19 protein-coding genes and 1 riboswitch are annotated in these 17,807 nt (G+C 59.4%); of the genes, 15 read left to right on the top strand and 4 right to left on the bottom strand.

The annotated features are described in order from the left end of the window. Position 1 precedes the first annotated feature (1 nt). The 11 genes from LPB072_RS05150 to LPB072_RS05200 all read left to right on the top strand — a co-directional run bounded on the left by LPB072_RS05150 (position 2) and on the right by LPB072_RS05200 (position 11,034). The gene (locus tag LPB072_RS05150) at positions 2-1,327 is read left to right on the top strand and encodes an efflux RND transporter periplasmic adaptor subunit (protein ID WP_066088377.1); all 1,326 of its coding nucleotides are present in this window, start codon (positions 2-4) and stop codon (positions 1,325-1,327) included. After that, the gene (locus LPB072_RS05155) at positions 1,324-3,498 is read left to right on the top strand and encodes an HlyD family efflux transporter periplasmic adaptor subunit (RefSeq protein ID WP_082876828.1); all 2,175 of its coding nucleotides are present in this window, start codon (positions 1,324-1,326) and stop codon (positions 3,496-3,498) included. Before LPB072_RS05150 ends, LPB072_RS05155 begins: the two co-directional genes overlap by 4 nt. Positions 3,499-3,558: 60 nt before the next feature. Beyond that, positions 3,559-4,287, top strand: a complete 729-nt coding sequence (locus LPB072_RS05160) for an endonuclease/exonuclease/phosphatase family protein (protein WP_066088380.1) — start codon at positions 3,559-3,561, stop codon at positions 4,285-4,287. Positions 4,288-4,306: 19 nt separating this feature from the next. Beyond that, entirely contained in the window at positions 4,307-5,614 is a 1,308-nt protein-coding gene (clsB, locus tag LPB072_RS05165; protein ID WP_066088383.1) for a cardiolipin synthase ClsB, read from the top strand. 223 nt (positions 5,615-5,837) lie between these two features. Then, positions 5,838-6,572: a GTP cyclohydrolase I gene (gene folE / locus LPB072_RS05170; RefSeq protein ID WP_066088386.1), complete on the top strand. Its 735-nt coding sequence runs from the start codon at positions 5,838-5,840 to the stop codon at positions 6,570-6,572. Positions 6,573-6,587: 15 nt separating this feature from the next. Beyond that, entirely contained in the window at positions 6,588-7,013 is a 426-nt protein-coding gene (locus tag LPB072_RS05175; RefSeq protein ID WP_066088388.1) for a BLUF domain-containing protein, read from the top strand. A 63-nt stretch (positions 7,014-7,076) separates the two neighbouring features. Continuing rightward, on the top strand, positions 7,077-7,958 hold the full coding sequence (locus tag LPB072_RS05180; RefSeq protein ID WP_066088392.1) for an EamA family transporter: 882 nt from the start codon (positions 7,077-7,079) through the stop codon (positions 7,956-7,958). A gap of 2 nt (positions 7,959-7,960) precedes the next feature. Then, positions 7,961-8,809: a DUF429 domain-containing protein gene (locus tag LPB072_RS05185; RefSeq protein ID WP_066088396.1), complete on the top strand. Its 849-nt coding sequence runs from the start codon at positions 7,961-7,963 to the stop codon at positions 8,807-8,809. A gap of 72 nt (positions 8,810-8,881) precedes the next feature. Continuing rightward, positions 8,882-9,049: riboswitch (FMN riboswitch) on the top strand. A 92-nt stretch (positions 9,050-9,141) separates the two neighbouring features. Next, positions 9,142-9,651 carry a 6,7-dimethyl-8-ribityllumazine synthase gene (locus LPB072_RS05190; protein ID WP_066088777.1) on the top strand — a complete coding sequence of 170 codons (510 nt, stop codon included), beginning with the start codon at positions 9,142-9,144 and terminating at the stop codon, positions 9,649-9,651. 104 nt (positions 9,652-9,755) lie between these two features. Continuing rightward, positions 9,756-10,400 carry a YitT family protein gene (locus LPB072_RS05195; protein ID WP_407927783.1) on the top strand — a complete coding sequence of 215 codons (645 nt, stop codon included), beginning with the start codon at positions 9,756-9,758 and terminating at the stop codon, positions 10,398-10,400. A gap of 91 nt (positions 10,401-10,491) precedes the next feature. After that, positions 10,492-11,034, top strand: coding sequence for a thermonuclease family protein (locus LPB072_RS05200; RefSeq protein WP_096349050.1), 543 nt, complete (start codon positions 10,492-10,494; stop codon positions 11,032-11,034). Here LPB072_RS05200 and LPB072_RS05205 read toward each other — a convergent pair whose 3' ends face one another. From LPB072_RS05205 to gpmA, 3 genes are all read right to left on the bottom strand, one after another. Further along, on the bottom strand, positions 11,035-11,796 hold the full coding sequence (locus tag LPB072_RS05205) for a HesA/MoeB/ThiF family protein (protein ID WP_066088401.1): 762 nt from the start codon (positions 11,794-11,796) through the stop codon (positions 11,035-11,037). Between the two features lie 60 nt (positions 11,797-11,856). Continuing rightward, positions 11,857-13,335: a S41 family peptidase gene (locus LPB072_RS05210; protein ID WP_066088786.1), complete on the bottom strand. Its 1,479-nt coding sequence runs from the start codon at positions 13,333-13,335 to the stop codon at positions 11,857-11,859. Positions 13,336-13,608: 273 nt separating this feature from the next. After that, on the bottom strand, positions 13,609-14,352 hold the full coding sequence (gene gpmA / locus LPB072_RS05215; RefSeq protein ID WP_066088405.1) for a 2,3-diphosphoglycerate-dependent phosphoglycerate mutase: 744 nt from the start codon (positions 14,350-14,352) through the stop codon (positions 13,609-13,611). Positions 14,353-14,469: 117 nt separating this feature from the next. Between gpmA and LPB072_RS05220 the strand changes: the two genes are divergently transcribed. The 4 genes from LPB072_RS05220 to LPB072_RS05235 all read left to right on the top strand — a co-directional run bounded on the left by LPB072_RS05220 (position 14,470) and on the right by LPB072_RS05235 (position 16,770). Next, complete coding sequence (locus LPB072_RS05220; protein WP_066088408.1) at positions 14,470-14,880, top strand: rhodanese-like domain-containing protein; 411 nt, start codon at positions 14,470-14,472, stop codon at positions 14,878-14,880. 21 nt (positions 14,881-14,901) lie between these two features. Then, complete coding sequence (gene grxC, locus LPB072_RS05225; RefSeq protein WP_066088411.1) at positions 14,902-15,159, top strand: glutaredoxin 3; 258 nt, start codon at positions 14,902-14,904, stop codon at positions 15,157-15,159. A 111-nt stretch (positions 15,160-15,270) separates the two neighbouring features. Next, positions 15,271-15,729, top strand: a complete 459-nt coding sequence (gene secB, locus LPB072_RS05230; protein WP_066088414.1) for a protein-export chaperone SecB — start codon at positions 15,271-15,273, stop codon at positions 15,727-15,729. 24 nt (positions 15,730-15,753) lie between these two features. Then, positions 15,754-16,770, top strand: a complete 1,017-nt coding sequence (locus LPB072_RS05235) for an NAD(P)H-dependent glycerol-3-phosphate dehydrogenase (RefSeq protein ID WP_066088417.1) — start codon at positions 15,754-15,756, stop codon at positions 16,768-16,770. Between the two features lie 129 nt (positions 16,771-16,899). Here the strand turns inward: LPB072_RS05235 and panC are convergent, their stop codons facing one another. After that, entirely contained in the window at positions 16,900-17,766 is an 867-nt protein-coding gene (gene panC, locus LPB072_RS05240) for a pantoate--beta-alanine ligase (RefSeq protein ID WP_066088420.1), read from the bottom strand. Positions 17,767-17,807: the final 41 nt, after the last annotated feature.

Consider the following 17,807-nt stretch of genomic DNA (forward strand, 5'->3'; position numbering starts at 1 on the left):
GATGACCGCCTCTTCCGATCTGAGCACCTTGCTACAGATCGAAGCAAGGGCAATGGAAGCGCCTACGCTTGCTGCTCTTCGTTTCACTATCGTCAATGAGACCCACGCCCTCACGCCGTATCGTCAGGCTGCGCTCTTCGAGCAAGAGGGTTCCAAGCTGAGGCTGGTCGCAGCCTCTGGCTTGGTGAGCGTCGCGAACGATTCCCCTTTTGCCGTGTGGTTGACTCAGTTTGCCCAGCGATTCCCGCGCGACATCGAGGTGCACCGACTGGACTACAACGATGCCAGCGATATTGACGCCGCGCATTGGTCAGAATGGTTGCCCGACCATCTGTTGCTTGTTCCGCTGAGGGGGAAACTGAACGAATTGCTTGGCTGGGTGATGTATGCCCGAGAGGAACCGTGGGGCGATAGCGATTCGTCGTATCTGGAGCGCTTGCATGCCACGTTTGGTTATTGCCATGCAGCCTTGGGACGCAAAAAACATGGCGGATGGTTTGGCATCAAAACCCTGTTCGGCCAGCGCTATCGCTGGCTGGTGCTATCCGCTCTTGCATTGAGCATGTTTATTCCCATTCGGCTTTCGGTGCTTGCGCCAGCCGAAGTGATTGCATTGAACGCGAAGGCTGTCGCGGCGCCGCAGGATGGGGTGGTGGGCTCGTTTGCGGTGCAACCAAATGCTCGGGTCAAGGCTGGTGACTTGCTCTTTTCTCTGGATGATTCGGCGCTGTCGAATCGACGCCAAGTGGCTCTCAAAGGCCTTGAAATCGCGAAGGCAGACGCCCACATTGCTCAGCAGCGCGCATTTGATGACAACAAGAGCAAAGGTGAGGTCGCTGTCGCGTTGGGCCGTGTGCGAGAGAAAGAGGCCGAGTTGGCTGCGGTGGACTCCCAGGCCAATAGAGTGGAGGTTCGAGCAGACCAAGACGGTGTGGCCATTTTTGCGGATACAAACGACTGGTTGGGCAAACCAGTTCAAACCGGGGAGCGTGTCATTCAGCTGGCGCAACCCGAAGACAGCGGGGTCCTTGTCTGGTTGTCGGTGGCCGATGCGATCAACCTGAAACTCGATGCGCCGGTGAGGTTGTTCCTCCACACCGAACCGTTGAGCCCCCGAGCCGCAAAACTGGTTGAATCCAGCTACCAGGCGTCGATCAGCCCGGATGGTGTCGCGGCATACCGCCTGAGGGCCAGATTTGAAGAAGGAACCGAGCTGCCACGCATTGGGTTGCGTGGTACTGCTCGCATCTCGGGTGACTGGGTGATGTTGGGTTATTTCCTGTTTCGCCGACCCTTGTCCACGGTCAGGGAGTGGACTGGGCTATGACCCAGGCGCAGGCCGTCGAGGGCCAGAAGGTGCGGTTCACTGCCAAGAGCAAGGCGCTCAAGGCTGTCAAGTTGCCGCGGATCAGGGATGAGTTGATTCTTTTTTCTGCGGCACCCAATGAGGACGGTACCCCTGCCTGGATGATTCAGGATCCGGTCACCAACCGATTTTTCCGGATCGGTTGGATCGATTTTGAGCTGTTGATTCATTGGGCCGATTTCGACGCTGTGGCGTTGATCGAGGAGGTGAATGCCCAAACACCGCTCAACGTCACCCTGGCCGATGTGCGAAAACTGGTGGTGTTCATGTCGGACAACCAACTTCTGCGCGTGGACAACAAGGTTGACATGCAGCGCCTGTTGGGCCGCAGCATGGGGCAAAAGCGATCGATACTGGAATGGCTGGTTCACAACTACCTGTTCTTCCGTCTGCCTTTGGTGCGTCCACAAGCCTGGCTTGCCACTTTGCAACCCTTTCTCAAAAACGTTCGCATGTCGATGGTGGCCATTGCCATTGGATGCATTGCGCTATTGGGTCTGTTTCTGGTCTCCCGGCAGTGGGATGTCTTCCGCCATACCCTGGTCGACAACTTCACCTGGACAGGGGTCGTTGGGTACACCGTTGCCTTGCTGTTTGCCAAGACCCTGCATGAGTTGGGCCATGCCGTGGTCGCTACCCGTTATGGCGTGCGGGTTGCGCATATGGGCGTGGCCTTTCTTGTGATGCTGCCGATGCTCTACACCGATACGGGTGAAAGCTGGCGTTTGAAGAATCCTCGCGACCGGCTTGCCATAGCCAGCGCTGGTATCGCCGTTGAACTGGCCTTGGCCAGCATCGCTACCTTGCTGTGGAGTCTGGCGCCTGATGGCCCGTTTCGAAATGGCATGTTCTTCCTGGCGACCACCAGCTGGTTGATGACACTGGCCATCAACGCCAGTCCGTTCATGCGCTTTGATGGCTACTTCATCTTCAGCGACTTGCTCGATCTGCCCAATTTGCATGAGCGTTCAAGCGCACTGGCTCGCACCTGGCTTCGCCGTAGCTTGCTGGGCTTCAAGGATCCCTGGCCGGAAAACTTCACGCCAGGCAAGCGCCGAGGCTTGGTGGGCTTTGCGTTGGCCACCTGGGTCTACCGACTGGTGGTATTCCTCGGTATCGCTTTATTGGTGTATTTTTTCTTCTTTAAGCTCTTGGGCATTTTGATGCTGGTTCTGGAGCTGGTTTGGTTTATCGGAAAACCCATTTACCGGGAGATGGCCGTGTGGAATGCGCGCAAGAGCGAAATCGCCATGAATCGGCGCGTCGGGTGGGTTGTGGGCCTGTTGCTGCTGGCTGTGCTCTTGGTATACCCGTTTAGCAGCCGCATCGCTGGGTACGGCTGGATCCATGCAGCAGATCAGACACCTATCCACTCTCCATTTTCTGCACAAATTGTGGCGATGCCTGAACAGCGCTCGTTCAAGACCGGCGATGTGCTCTTTGTGCTGGACTCGTCCATTCTTTCGATTGCACAAGACCGCTCACGCCAGTTGGCTGCGGCCCGGGAGAGCCAGATTGCAGGCTTGATGGGGTTGCCTGATGGTGAATCACAGCGGCAATTGTTGAACTCGCAAAAGGCATTCTTCGAAGCGGAAGGCAAGGCGAGCAAAGATGAGTTGGCCCGTTTGACCCTGCGCGCACCATTTGATGGCGAACTGCACGACGTAGACCATGGTTTGGCACCTGGCGTGTGGGTTAAATCGCGAGAACCCATGGCCATGTTCATAGACCCGACGCGGTGGGTTGTCGATGCCTTTGTTCCCGAGGGTGATCTTGGGCGGGTAGCGGTCGGGCAGTCGGTTCGCGTCCGCTTGCATACCGACTACCAGCGATGGGCCAAGGGGCGCGTTGAGTCCATCGACGTGTCCCGAACAACTGTTTTGCCCACGCCGTTGCTGGAAGCCTCCCACGGGGGGCCGTTGGCCGTCGTGAGCGACACAGCGCGCTCAGGGCAAGAAAACACGCAGGTTTTACGCGACGCATTGTTTCGGGTGCGGATTGTTCTGGATGAACCGTTGCCGACCAGCAGTGTGGCGGTCGTCCGGGTGCAAATCGACGGCCAGGCGGAGTCCGTTTTGGCAGGCGTGGCGCGCAAGGTGGTCTCGGTCTTTATTCGGGAAAGCGGGTTTTGAGCTCCGAACAAAAGCGGTGATGTCCAACCCTTCCCAAACACCAGCGGACATCCACATACCATGACCCAGCTTCGAATTGCCACTTACAACATTCACAAGGGGGTGCAAGGCATGGGCCCCTCCAAGCGTTTGGAAATTCACAACCTTGGGCACGCCGTGGAGCAGTTCGATGCCGACATTGTCTGTCTGCAAGAGGTCAGGCGCCACAACCGCAAGCTGGAGAAAACGTTTACACGCTGGCCCGACCTGGACCAGGCGGGCTACCTGTCGCCCGAGGGTTACGAATCGGCCTACCGAACCAACGCGGTAACGCGACATGGAGAACACGGCAATGCCCTGCTGTCGCGCTGGCCGGTTCTTGACGTGAAGCACTCAGATGTTTCAGACCACCGGTTCGAGCAACGAGGACTGCTGCACACCCAGTTGCTCGTGGATGGCCAGGATTTGCATGTGATCGTGGTGCACCTGGGTCTGATCCACGCGAGTCGCCAACGGCAGGTGAAGCAGTTGGGGCAATATGTGGCCAATGAGGTGCCGGACTCGGCACCATTGGTGGTCGCTGGCGACTTCAATGACTGGTCAGCCAAGCTGCTCAAACCGATGCGTGATCTTGATTTGCAAACCTTTGATTCGCTTCGCCTGCCGACCTATCCTTCGCGTTTGCCATTGCTGCACCTTGACCGCATCTATGTGCGCGGCCTCACACCCCTTTCGGCCCATGTTCCCCATGGTCGGGTTTGGTCTCGCATGTCAGACCATCTGCCCTTGATCGCCGAGTTCGAGCTCTAGCGAACAAAGCCTCATCAAGATGCCCCGCCGCCGCCAACCCGCGTTTTCTACACGCACCCAGCAACTTGATGGGCATCAGCTGGTTTTGCTTGAGGGGGGCAAAGAACTCTTTCCCGCCCTGGTTGAATCGATGGACGCCGCACGCCGGGTGGTGCATCTGGAGACCTACATATTTGAGTTCAAGGGCATGGCACTGGAGGTTGCTCAAGCCCTTGAGCGGGCGGCCCAGCGAGGTGTGCTGGTGCGCCTGGTTGTTGACGGGGTGGGCACCCCCAGCATTCCTGTGGAATGGAGGATGCGGTTCGCGGCAGCGGGCGTGCTCTGGCGTACTTATGCGCCGCTGGGCAGTCTCGGCTTGCTGATCCCCAGTCGCTGGCGGCGGTTGCACCGCAAACTCTGCGTCATCGATGAAACGGTAGGGTTCTGCGGCGGTATCAATATCATCGACGACCTTGACGACGTCGCGCTGGGCCGCCTCATCGAACCGCGGCTGGACTTTTCGCTCCGTGTGGCCGGGCCCTTGGTTGATGAGATGGTCGCGACCATGGAGTCGCTCTGGTGGCGCCTGCAGGCCTTGCGCAAAGCGCGTCAACGCGAATTCAGAACCGCCTGGAACGCCTTGCGCGAGACGCTTCCGGAAGGTGATTTTTCCCGGATACTGGGTCTCTTTGGCTCAGCAGAAAAGGCTGGCGAGCAAGGCGGCGCAGACGCTGACAATGTCGGCACGGCTCCTGGGTCCCTGGGCGTCAATGGCGCCGTCGCTGCGCTGCTGCTTCGCGACAACCTGACCCACCGCCACGATATCGAGCGGGCTTACCTGAAAGCCATTGGCGAAGCTCGTCACGATATCGTGATCGCCAACGCCTATTTCGTTCCGGGTCGCAAATTGAGGCGGGCGCTCACCGTTGCGGCGCAACGAGGGGTACGCGTGCGGTTGCTGGTTCAGGGACGGTACGAGAACTTCTTTCAGTTTCATGCGGCCCGTCCGGTGCACCACACGCTGGTGGCCGCCGGGATCGAGATTCTGGAATACGCGCCCAGTGCATTGCATGCGAAAGTCGCTGTGGTCGACCAGCGCTGGGCGACGGTGGGTTCAACCAACCTGGACCCCTTGTCCTTGCTGTTGGCGCGAGAAGCCAATGTTTTGACCACCGACGAACGTTTTGCGGCCATGCTCTACCAACGGCTGGATAGCTTGGTGACGAACCATGGAAGAGCCATTGACCCAGCATCACTGGCCATGCGCCCACTCGGTCAGCGTATTCTGGACCGGCTGGCGTTTGCCGTCATGCGCGTGGTTTTGTTTGTCACAGGGCACCGCTACTAGGGACTGTCCGCCCCATTTTTCCTTCGGGTTGCAGCCAGAGGGGCCATGCGCGGCGTTGCGAACGCCTGGCCGAGGGGGCGACCCAGGTCGCGGTCCAGCCTTGACCATGGTTTTTGATCCGCAACGCATCTTGGGCATATGGTGAGGAAAGCCCCTGGACGCCAGGGCCCGCCACATGCCCCCATTGCACGCGGCGGTTTTGTGGCCAGTGGTAGCATGGCTGATGCTGATGAAAACCGAAGGCGAAATGACCCAAGCAGCCCCCCCCGCTGATGACGACGGCGTGCCCGTCTCCGTCAAGATTCGCGAGCGCATCAAGGCCGCTCGACAGCGCTTTCATTCCAACGACAACATTGCCGAGTTCATCGAACCGGGTGAGCTGGACAAACTGTTGGACGAAGTGACTGTCAAGATGCAAGGCGTGCTCGACAGCATGGTCATCGATCTGGATCATGACCACAATACCGGCGACACCGCACGCCGCGTGGCCAAGATGTATCTGAAAGAGGTGTTCAACGGGCGGTATGTCAAGGGCCCGGCGATCACCGAGTTCCCCAACGCAGAGCACTTGAACGAGCTGATGATCGTTGGTCCGATCACTGTGCGCAGCGCGTGCAGCCACCATTTTTGTCCTGTCATTGGCAAGATCTGGATTGGGGTCATGCCCAACGAGCACACCAATGTGATTGGCTTGTCCAAGTACGCGCGCCTGGCCGAATGGATCATGGGGCGTCCGCAGATTCAGGAAGAAGCGGTGGTGCAATTGGCCGACTTGATTCAAGAAAAAACCCAGCCTGATGGCTTGGCTATCGTGATGGAAGCCAGTCACTACTGCATGGCCTGGCGCGGCGTGAAGGACATGGACAGCAAGATGATCAACTCGGTCATGCGAGGCGTTTTTCTCAAAGACTCCAATTTGCGCCGTGAGTTTCTCTCGCTCATTCCCCGGAAAAACTGAACCTTCTGAATCACCATGCTTGTTCGCCTGCTCTACGTCAGCCGTGCCGTCGATAAAGACAGCACCAAAGCCATCGAATCCATTCTGGAAACCTCGCGCTCCCATAACATGGGCAACGGGATCACCGGTGTGCTGTGTTACGGCGGAGGCGTGTTTCTTCAGGCCATTGAAGGTGGGCGCAATGCGGTCAACACCCTGTACAACCACATCGCGTCGGACAAGCGCCACACGGATGTGGTGCTGCTTCACTACGAAGAGATTTCGGAGCGCCGATTCGGTGGATGGACCATGGGGCAGGTCAACCTCTCCAAGCTCAACACCTCCATCGTTTTGAAGTATTCCGAGCGCCCCGAGTTCGACCCGTATGGGGTTTCAGGCCGCGTATCGCTCGCTTTGCTGGAAGAACTGATGGCCACGGCGAGCATCATCGGCCGGGCCTGAGTTTCTTTTTCCCGCCATTGCCGCAGTCACTCTTTTGAGGTCTGCGGCTTTTTCTTGCCCCTCGTGACACCCCTAGCTTTCTCGCTCATCGTGATTGCCGGCCTGATCCATGCTGGCTGGAATATCGTGGCCAAGAAGGCATCCGGTGATGCGCGCTTTGCTTTTTTCACAGCTTTTCTGATGATGGTGCTGTGGGCGCCCGTTGGCTGGTGGTTCGGGCGCAGCGAAGTGCCCCATTGGGGAGCACTGGAGTGGCGTCTGGTGGTGGGCAGTGGCGTCTTGCACGTGGTGTATTTCGTGGTGTTGTTGCGTGGATACCGCAAGGCCGACCTCACCGTGGTGTATCCCATGGCACGTGGTTCTGGCCCCTTGCTCTCGTCGATGGTGGCAATTGTCTTTCTGGGTGAACGCATATCCATGCTTGGGCTAACGGGTATTGCTGGTGTGGTGGGCGGCGTATTCCTGATCGCTGGCGGGCCGGATTTGTGGCGTGCAGCCCGCGACCCGCTGGCGCGAGACAGGGTGCGCAAAGGTGTTGCCTATGGGTTGCTCACCGGGGCGATGATTGCCTGCTACACCGTGGTCGATGGGTATGCCGTGAAGTGGGTGGCCATGTCGCCCATCTTGTTGGACTATGTGGGTAATTTCGTCCGGGTCGGGCTGCTCGCACCGACTGTTATGCGCGATCCGGCGCAAGCCCGGGTTCTGTGGCTTCGCCAGTGGCGGTATGCCTTTGTGGTGGCGCTGTTCAGCCCCGTGGCGTATGTACTGGTTTTGTACGCGATGAAAGAAGCGCCGTTGTCTCATGTTGCGCCAGCCCGGGAGGTCTCCATGCTGTTTGCTGCGCTGATCGGTGGCCACCTGCTGGGCGAGGGCGAGCGGGTGCCACGTTTGTTTGGGGCCGTTCTGATCGCCTCAGGCGTGGTCTTGCTGGGCCTGGGCTGAACATGGCAGAACAGGTCTTTCAACTGCTGGGTTGTGACTTCACCAGTGCACCTTCGCGCCGGAAACCCGTTGTTTTGGCGCTCGGACACCTAAATCGGGGCCGGGTGGTGTTGGAAACGCTGGAAACCTTTGGTGAGCTGGCCCACTGGCAAGCGCGCATTCAACAACAGGGAGACGGTCCATGGGTGGGTGGCTTTGATCTGCCGTTTGGTTTGCCACGCGAGCTGGTCACGTCCTTGGGCTGGCCCACCGATTGGCTGGCTTGCTTGCACCATTACGCAGGCCTGAGCCGCAGCGAAATTCGCCTGGCCTTCAAGGCCTTTTGCGATGGGCGACCCGCCGGAGCGAAATTTGCACATCGGGCGACGGATGGCCCAGCGGGCTCCAGCCCGAGCATGAAATGGGTCAACCCGCCAGTGGCATTCATGCTGCATGCGGGCGTGCCCTGTTTGGTGGAGGCTGGCGTGAGCCTGCCGGGTTTGTACGCGGGTGACCCAAACCGCGTGGCCCTGGAGGCTTACCCGGGTTTGCTGGCGCGCAGCGTGCTGGGCCATGCGTCCTATAAAAGCGATGACAAAGCGCGCCAGACGCCTGAGCGTCTGATCGCACGGCGCACCCTGATCGAGGCTCTTGAGAGCGGCCGTGTACCACTGCTGCAAGGCGCAGGCCTGCGCTTGAAGCTCAGCCATGCGCAGCGGGATCAATTGGCTGACGACGCCAGTGGAGACAGCCTCGACGCGGTTCTGTGTTTGCTCCAGGCCAGCTGGGCGCTGCATCAACACAACAGCGGTCACCCCCATTGGGGATTGCCCCCGTTCGACCCTCTGGAAGGCTGGATCGTCTCTGCCTGATTCCCTCGCGACACCTGCGCCTTTGATGCTCTGCCTACAATGATTGGCGCGCGGCGTTTCTGGCGCCGCGCAAAGCGTTCTCAGGGCGGGGCGAAATTCCCCACCGGCGGTGATGGCGGCTTGTAACCACAAGACCGCACGAGTGCCGCGAGCGCCCGCATGGTGCAAAGCCGAGCGGGGTCAGCAGACCCGGTGAGATCCCGGGACCGACGGTCAGAGTCCGGATGATAGAGAGCGCGAGTCAAGGGCCTGGCGCATTGCAAACAGCAATGCCGCTGGCCTGTGAGCTTGTGCGCCCTGATTTTTTGGTCACCCTCCATTTCTCGGACCCCATGAATCAGATCGAAGTGTCTACACCTTCCATTCCTTCCGTTGATTTACCGCAGAGCCTGCGCTTCGCTTTTGTTGAGGCCGCATGGCATGCCGAAATCGTTCAGCAGGCCCGCGACGCCTTTTTTGTTGCCATGGCTGAAGGCGGGTTCGACGCCGAGTCAATTGATGTGTTTGACGTACCTGGCGCGTTTGAAATTCCCCTGCATGCCCAGCGGTTGGCCCAGTCAGGCCGCTACGCGGCGGTTGTGGGCAGTGCACTGGTGGTCGATGGCGGCATTTACCGCCACGATTTTGTGTCGCAAACCGTGGTGCAGGCCCTGATGGATGTGCAACTGGCCACCGGCGTCCCGATGATTTCTGCCGTTCTCACGCCACACCACTTTCACGAACACGCCGAACACCGCAAGTACTTCATGCGTCATTTCGCGGTGAAAGGCACCGAGGCGGCAGAAGCTTGTTTGAAGACCGTGGCAAGTTTGCGGCGTCTGGATGCCTTGATGAGCGCCTGACCTGGCTGATATCGGGTTAGGAGGCACGTTCATGTGACCTGTATCAAATGGGCTGCGTCCGTGGACCTCGATACTGAGCGTCTTTGATTTCTGGACTCTGCCTCGTGTCAGCTCGCCCTTGCGCCTCTTCTGAGGCCGCCATTCTTCCGGTTGTTTCCACGCCCCATCGTGTGCACGAAGATGCGATGGCGCTCTTGATTGGGACCTTGTTCGTGGCGATGGGCGTTGTGCTGTTTCGCCATGCCGGCTTGCTGACGGGCGGCACGGCTGGACTGGCATTCTTGATCCACTACGCCACTGGCTGGAACTTCAGTCTGGTTTTCTTTGTGATCAACCTGCCGTTCTATGGTCTTGCCTGGCAGCGCATGGGGCCGGCATTTGCCATCAAAACGTTTTTGGCGGTTGGCTTGCTGGCAGTCTTGGCCCAATGGGTGCCTCAGTGGATCGAAATTGGCCAACTCAGCACAGGATTTGCCGCCATAGCCGGTGGCTTGCTCACGGGAACAGGGATGCTGATGCTGTTTCGCCACCGCGCCAGTCTGGGCGGGTTCAATGTACTGGTCCTGTACCTGCAGGAGCGCTTCGGCTGGCGGGCCGGCAAACTTCAGATGGCGATGGATTGCTCCATCGTGTTGGCGGCTTTTGCGGTGGTCGACCTGGAGCGCATTGGGTGGTCGGTTTTGGGTGCGGTGGTGCTCAACCTCACGCTGGCGATCAACCACCGCCCGGGACGCTACATGGCGGTCTAGGACCTGTTCGCAGCTGGAAAAACAATGTGAACAGGCTTTGGGTGCCCCGATCGACACCAGACACGGCTCTTTTCGCGGGCACACTTCAGCCATGGACTTATTGGTTGAATGGCACAATCGCCGCTTTTCGATGCCGGGCGTTCTCGGGCTCGTGCTTCTCTTGCTGGCCACTGCGGCCAGTGCGCAGCAGCTCGAAGGGGGTTACAGCGCCAGCGTTGTGCGGGTAGTCGACGGTGACACGATTTGGGTTCGCCCCGACGGAGGCGGGCGCAGCAAAAAATTGCGTATCGACGGCATCGATTCCCCTGAAATTTGCCAAACGGGCGGTGCCGCAGCGCGCGACGCCTTGCGCCAGCGGCTTCAAAACCAAACGCTGTGGGTGAATGAGCGCGCCCGAGATACCTATGGTCGACCGTTGGTGAGGCTGACCTTCAAAGGCGAAGACATGGCCGCATGGATGGTTAGTCAAGGCTGGGCATGGTCTTACCGGTGGCGCGGAGACCCTGGGCCGTTTGTGTCGGAAGAGGCTTTCGCCCGCCGCAAGAAAAAAGGCATCTTTTCTGAAGGCATGCTGGAAGCCGCCGAGGAGCCGCGGCTTTTCCGCCGCCGCCATGGGCCTTGCCAGCGCGGCTGATCAGTGCTTTTTCGCCGCGGGACTGCAAACCGCGCAATCCGTCTGGCGGGGCAGGGTGATGGTGGTGAAAGCCATATCGCGCGCGTCGATCATGAGCAGCCGCCCCACAAGGCGTGAGCCCAAGCCACCCAGCAACTTCAATGCTTCTGCCGCCTGCATGGTGCCGACAATGCCCACCAGCGGTGCAAACACCCCCATGGTGGCGCAGCGCGTCTCTTCAGGACTGCTGCTGCCAGGAAACACGCAGGCATAACAGGGGGAGGTGGCTTCGCGCGAATCGAATACGCCGAGCTGGCCATCCATTCTGATCGCCGCGCCCGATACCAAGGGCTTGCTGTGCGCCACGCAAGCGGCGTTGATGGCCTGGCGGGTAGCGAAGTTGTCGGTGCAATCTAGCACCACATCGGCGGTGGGCACCAGTGCGTCGAGCAGTGCGGCGTCTGCCTTTTGAACCACGGGAATGGCTACGACATCGGGATTGATGGCCGCAATGGCGGTGCGCACCGATTCGGCTTTGGGCAGACCGACCCGGTCGAGTGTATGAGCGATCTGTCGCTGGAGGTTGGTTTCATCGACCACGTCGTGATCCACCACCGTGATGCGACCCACGCCTGCGCTGCCCAGGTAAAGCGCCACGGGAGAGCCCAAGCCCCCTGCACCGATCACGAGTGCATGAGCCCCCAATAGGCGATCCTGGCCTTCGATGCCCAGTTCTTCGAGAAGGATGTGGCGCGAGTAGCGCAGCAGTTGTTGGTCGTTCACGTCAGGGCCGGGCGTGAGCAGTCAGCCAATCGAGCGCGGGCGCAGAACCGCGCGTGATCGTTATTGGCTTTCCTTCTTCTCTTCTGCGCGCTCGATCAGGGTCTTGCTCACCAATACTGGCTGGCCTTTGAGCTGGTTGAGCGCTTGTTGCAGCGGGAAGTCTTCTGCGCTGCCAAACTCGGGCACCAAGCGCTGACCCGGGTTTTTCTTGGCCTCTTCTTCCAGGCGCTGGCGAGCTTGCTCACGATCGAGATCGCGTTGCTGTTCGGCGGCGCGCTCAGCATCGGTCATGGGCTTGTCGGCCACCTCTTTGCCGGTTGTGAGGTGCTTGCTCAGATCGGCTTCGCGGGTGCGCAGGTCTGCAAACACATTGCCTTCGGCCGTCTCGTCGATCATCACATCAGGCACGATGCCCTTGGCTTGAATCGATTTGCCCGACGGCGTGTAGTAACGTGCCGTGGTGAGCTTGATGCCGGTATCCGGGCCCAGCGGGCGCACGGTTTGAACCGATCCTTTGCCGAAAGTCTGGTTGCCCAGAATTTTGGCTCTTTTGTGGTCTTGCAAGGCACCAGCAACAATCTCACTGGCCGATGCCGAGCCTTCATTGACCAGTACCACCATAGGCACATTTTTGAGCAGGCCGCGCGTTGTCTCGGTCAGATGCTTGATAGGGTCGGGGCCACCGCGTCGCAGGTAATACGTTGGCGTGGCGGTGTAGACAGACTTGCTGTCGGCCAGTTGTCCGTTGGTTGACACAACCGTGACGTCTTCTGGCAGGAAGGCCGCAGAGATCGCCACCGCTGCATCAAGCAAACCACCGGGGTCGTTGCGCAAATCAAGCACGATGCCTTTGATCTTGGGATCGGCTTTGTAGAGCTCCTCGACCTTGCGCGAGAAGTCTTCAACCGTGCGGTCCTGGAATTGCGATACACGCACCCACAGGTAGCCTGGCTCGATTTGTTTCGCCTTGACGCTTTGCGTCTTGATTTCGTCGCGGGTGATGGTGACCGGGAAGCTTCGGTCTTCGCTCTTGCGGAAGATGGTGAGCAAGACCTTGGTTTTTGGCTCGCCGCGCATGAGCTTCACGGCCTGACCAATGCTCAGACCTTTGACGGCGGTATCGTCGATCTTGGTGATCAGATCACCGGATTTCAGGCCCGCACGGAAAGCGGGCGAATCCTCAATAGGGGAGACCACCTTGACCAGGCCGTCTTCCATGGAGATCTCGATGCCCACGCCGACGAATTTGCCGCTGGTGCCTTCCCGGAATTCCTTGAATGCCTTTTTGTCGAAGTACTGCGAGTGGGGATCCAGGCTGGCCACCATGCCCGAGATGGCGTCAGAGATCAGTTGCTTCTCGTCGACCGGTTCCACATAGTCGGTTTTCACCATGCCAAAAACGGCGGCAAATTGTTGCAACTCTTCCAGCGGCAACGGGGCGAGCGTGCCACGTGCGACGGCTTGAAGCTGGAACGTGGTCAGCGCTCCTGCGACAGCGCCTACGGCGATCCAACCAGCAACTTTCAGCTTGTGACTCACGTGCTTTCCCATTGATTTTTCCAATAAATGCGTCGATGACTTCAAGGTAGCCGTCGAGCGGCGAACCAATATACACCCGGGCGTTGGCAACGAGTTGCCAGTGGCGACTCACTTTTCACCGCCTTCTTGCCCCTTAAGCGGGCAATCGTGCGGTTGTTCCGGTGAAAGCTGCCCTGGAAAGGCTGCTTTTCAGGACCGCAGCCATTTCCGATCCAGGTTGTGTAGGAGTCACCTGTGGACATTCGGTTCCGCAGGTTTGGGACATGACCCGATTCAGGCCTTGCCTTGTTTGGCAACGGCGGCAGCGGCGGCTTCTGCTGCCTCGGCATCGCCCAGGTAGTAATGCCGAATGGGTTTCAGCGATTCGTCGAGTTCGTAGACCAGCGGAATACCGTTGGGGATGTTCAGGCCCACGATGTCTTTGTCGGAAATGTTGTCCAGGTACTTCACCAGCGCACGAATGCTGTTGCCATGGGCCGACACGACCACGCGCTTGCCGCTCTTGATCGATGGGGCCAACACCTCGTTCCAAAATGGCATCACACGCTCAACGGTGTCTTTCAGGCATTCGGTGAGCGGAATGTCGTCGGGCGAGAGCCGCTCATAGCGGCGGTCGCTGCGTTCGCAGCGGGAATCGGAGGCTTCCAGTGCGGGTGGCGGTGTGTCGTAGCTGCGGCGCCAGATCAACACCTGCTCATCACCGTATTTTTTGGCGGTTTCGGACTTGTCCAGGCCTTGCAGCGCGCCGTAATGACGCTCGTTGAGGCGCCAGTGCTTGCCAATGGCCAGCCAGGAACGTTCCATTTCATCCAGCACATACCACAGCGTATGAATCGCACGCTTGAGCATGCTGGTGTAGGCGATGTCGAAGTCGAAACCCGCGTCTTTGAGCAGCTTTCCGGCCATGGTTGCCTGGGCCACGCCCGTGGGCGTGAGCTCGACATCGGTCCAGCCGGTGAAGCGGTTTTCTAGGTTCCAGGTGGACTCGCCATGGCGAATCAATACGAGTTTGTACATCGGAGGACGGTGCTTTCAAGTCAAAAATTCGGGTCGAAAAACGCCCGAGTAAACAACAAGCCTGTGAGGGCTGCGCATACATTCTAAAATCTAGGGCTTAACTGAAAGGTAAACCTCGTGAGTTTCTTTATCGAAAACTGGACCCTGGTGGCTGTGGCACTGGCGTCAGCTGGCATGTTGATGTGGCCGGCGGTGGCCGGCGGCTCGGGTGGCGGCGCGATCAGCACGAACGATGCCGTGTCGCTGATCAACCGAGAAAAAGCGGTGGTGGTGGATATCTGTGGTGCAGACGAGTTCAAGGCGGGCCACGTGTCCGGTGCCAAAAATGTGCCGCTGGATGAGCTGGAAGCCAAGTTGGCAGGCATGGTGAAAAACAAAGCCACGCCGGTCATTCTGGTGTGCGCCTCGGGCATGCGTTCCAAGCGTGCGGTGGCCATCGCCAAGAAGCTGGGCTACGAGAATACCCACTCTCTGGCCGGTGGTTTGGGCGCCTGGCGCGCGGCCAGCCTGCCCGTCGAGAAGGCCTGAACCCATTCAAGGAGAGGCACCATGGCCCAAGTGAAGATGTATACCAGCAACTATTGCCCTTTCTGCAGCCGGGCCAAGGCCCTGTTGCAGCAAAGCGGCGTGACGGATCTGGAGGAAGTGAATGTGGATGGGACACCCGAAGTGCGCGCTCACATGACCCAACTGACCGGACGTACCAGCGTGCCCCAGATTTTCATTGACGAGACCCTTGTGGGTGGCTGTGATGATTTGTACGCGCTTGAAGCGCGCGGCGAGCTGCAAACGATGCTCAAGGCCTGATGGCCGCTTTTCAGCACCCTTTGTGGTGCTGAGATAATGACTGCAGTGCCCGCTGTGGGAGCCGATGTCCCCAGCGGGTTTCGATTTTTCCGACCTTTTTGAAAGCAATTCATGGCCGATCAAGAACCCACTTTCCAGATTCAGCGCGTTTATTTGAAAGAAGCTTCGCTGGAGCAACCCAATTCACCAGCGATTCTGCTCGAGCAGGAGCAGCCCGCCGTCGATATCCAGCTGGGCGTGGAGTCCAACCCCGTGGCCGAAGGCGTGTTTGAAATCTGTGTAACCGCCACCGTGCAGACCAAGATCAAGGACCGCACGGTGTTCCTGGTGGAAGCCAAGCAGGCCGGGATTTTTGAAATTCGCAACCTGCCCGATGACCAGATGGGCCCCATCATGGGCATTGCCTGCCCTCAAATCGTGTACCCCTATTTGCGCGGCAACGTTGCTGACCTGATCCAGCGCGGGGGCTTCCCACCGGTGCACCTGGCTGAAATCAACTTCCAGGCGATGTACGAACAGCAGATGGCCAAGGCCGAAGAAGAAGACGCGCCACGCATCGTCACCCAATAATCGGGTTTTAAGCCACATCCGGCCATGAAACTGGCGGTATTGGGCGCGGGTGCCTGGGGGACAGCCCTGGCTGTCAGCGCAGCCAAGGGCTCCCACGAGGTGAGCTTGTGGGCCCGCGACAGCAGGCAAGCGGCCCAGATGCAGGCGCAGCAGGTCAATCCGCGTTACCTGCCCGGCGTCGCTTTTCCTGAGGGCATCTCCCTGGAGAGCGGGCCGTTGAGCCCGGACCATGCGGCGCTGAAAGGCGCCGAACTGATCGTGGTTGCCACGCCCATGGCGGGATTGCGCGAGATGCTGGTGCAGCTTGCCGGCACGTCGGTGCCCGTGGCCTGGTTGTGCAAGGGCTTTGAAGCGCCCTTGACCAGCGCTGAAGCATCAATAGGCTTGTTGGGCCATGAAGTCTGCCGTGTGAGTGCCCCCAAGGTGAGGGCCGGCATCTTGAGTGGTCCCAGTTTTGCTCAGGAAGTGGCCAACGGGCAGCCCACGGCGTTGGTTGCTGCCAGCGAGCATGCAGAAGTGCGCGAAGCCCTGGTGGCCGCATTTCACAGCCCCATGCTCCGGGTGTATGGCAACGACGACATCGTGGGCGTCGAAGTGGGCGGGGCTGTTAAAAATGTCTTGGCTATCGCCACAGGCCTGTGCGATGGCTTGAACCTCGGCCTCAATGCCCGTGCCGCGCTGGTCACCCGTGGGCTGGCCGAGATGTCCCGCCTGGGGCTTGCTTTGGGTGCCAAAGCCGAAACGTTCATGGGCTTGTCGGGACTGGGTGATCTGGTGCTCACCGCCACTGGCGATCTGTCCCGCAACCGAAAGGTGGGTCAGTTGTTGGCCCAAGGTCTCAGTCTTGAGCAGGCGGTTGCCTCGCTCGGCCATGTGGCCGAGGGCGTGTACAGCGCCAGGACGGTGGTCCAGCGCGCTCGGGTATCGGGCGTCGACATGCCCATCAGTGAGGCCGTGGTGGCCCTGCTGGAGGGTCAGACCCAGCCAGCGCAGGCTGTGGCTGCCTTGATGGGCCGGGACGCCAAGTCAGAATCCCATTAGGTGAAATCCGGCAGGCCTGCAGGTGGCGTGGGCTGCCTCAGGCGTGAACGCCGTGGAACCTGCATCGTCATTGACCGGCGGGTCGGTCTTTCAGGCGTTCAGCCGATGCCGCTTCTGCCGCGCGAACGCCTAAATCTCAAAGTTGTCGATCAACCGCGTGCTTCCAAGACGGGCGGCGCCCAGAACGACCAAAGCCCCTGGTGCGACGGCGTCCGAAGCGAGGGGTGCTTGCAAGTCTGACCGGCGGCGAACGGTGAGGTAGTCGGGTTGCCAGCCGCGGGTGGCCAAGGCGTGCATGGCACGCGACTCCAGCGAGTGCAGTTTCTCCGGCAAAGCTTCGCCAGCGGCGAGTGCGTCGCGTGCCAGGCTGCGCAGGGCCATAGACAGCTGCACCGCTTCTGCCCGGTTGGCATCGCTCAGGTAGCTGTTGCGCGAACTCAAGGCAAGGTTGTCCGAGGCACGCTGAGTTTCGCCGGCAATGACGGTGATGGGCATGGCGTATTGCTGCACCATGCGTTTGATCACCATTTGTTGTTGGTAGTCCTTTTTGCCAAACAGCGCATAGCGCGGTCCCTTGGATTCGGAGAATACGCACTGAAACAGCTTCATCACCACGGTGCACACACCGATGAAAAAGCCGGGGCGGAAATGGCCTTCCAGAATGTCGCCAATGTCGCCAGGCGGGTGTACTTTGAACACCTGTGGCACGGGGTACAGTTCTTTCTCCAGCGGCGCAAAGACAATGTCACAACCGGCTTGCTCAAGCCGGTCACAGTCGGCTTGCAGAGTGCGCGGATACGACTCGAAATCCTCATTGGGAGCGAACTGCAGACGGTTCACAAAGATGCTGGAGACGACCACATCGCCCAACGGTTTGGCAGCGCGCACCAGGTTCAGGTGGCCATCGTGCAAATTGCCCATGGTGGGCACAAATGCTGGCGAATTGAAAGGGCGCATCGCCGTGCGCAGGTCTTCGATGGTGTGGACGAGTTGCATAGGTGGGGAGCGAAGGTGGTCAATCAAGTGCGCAGCAGAAC

Origin of the sequence: Hydrogenophaga crassostreae (assembly GCF_001761385.1) — a bacterium.
Taxonomy (GTDB): Bacteria; Pseudomonadota; Gammaproteobacteria; order Burkholderiales; family Burkholderiaceae_C; genus Hydrogenophaga; species Hydrogenophaga crassostreae.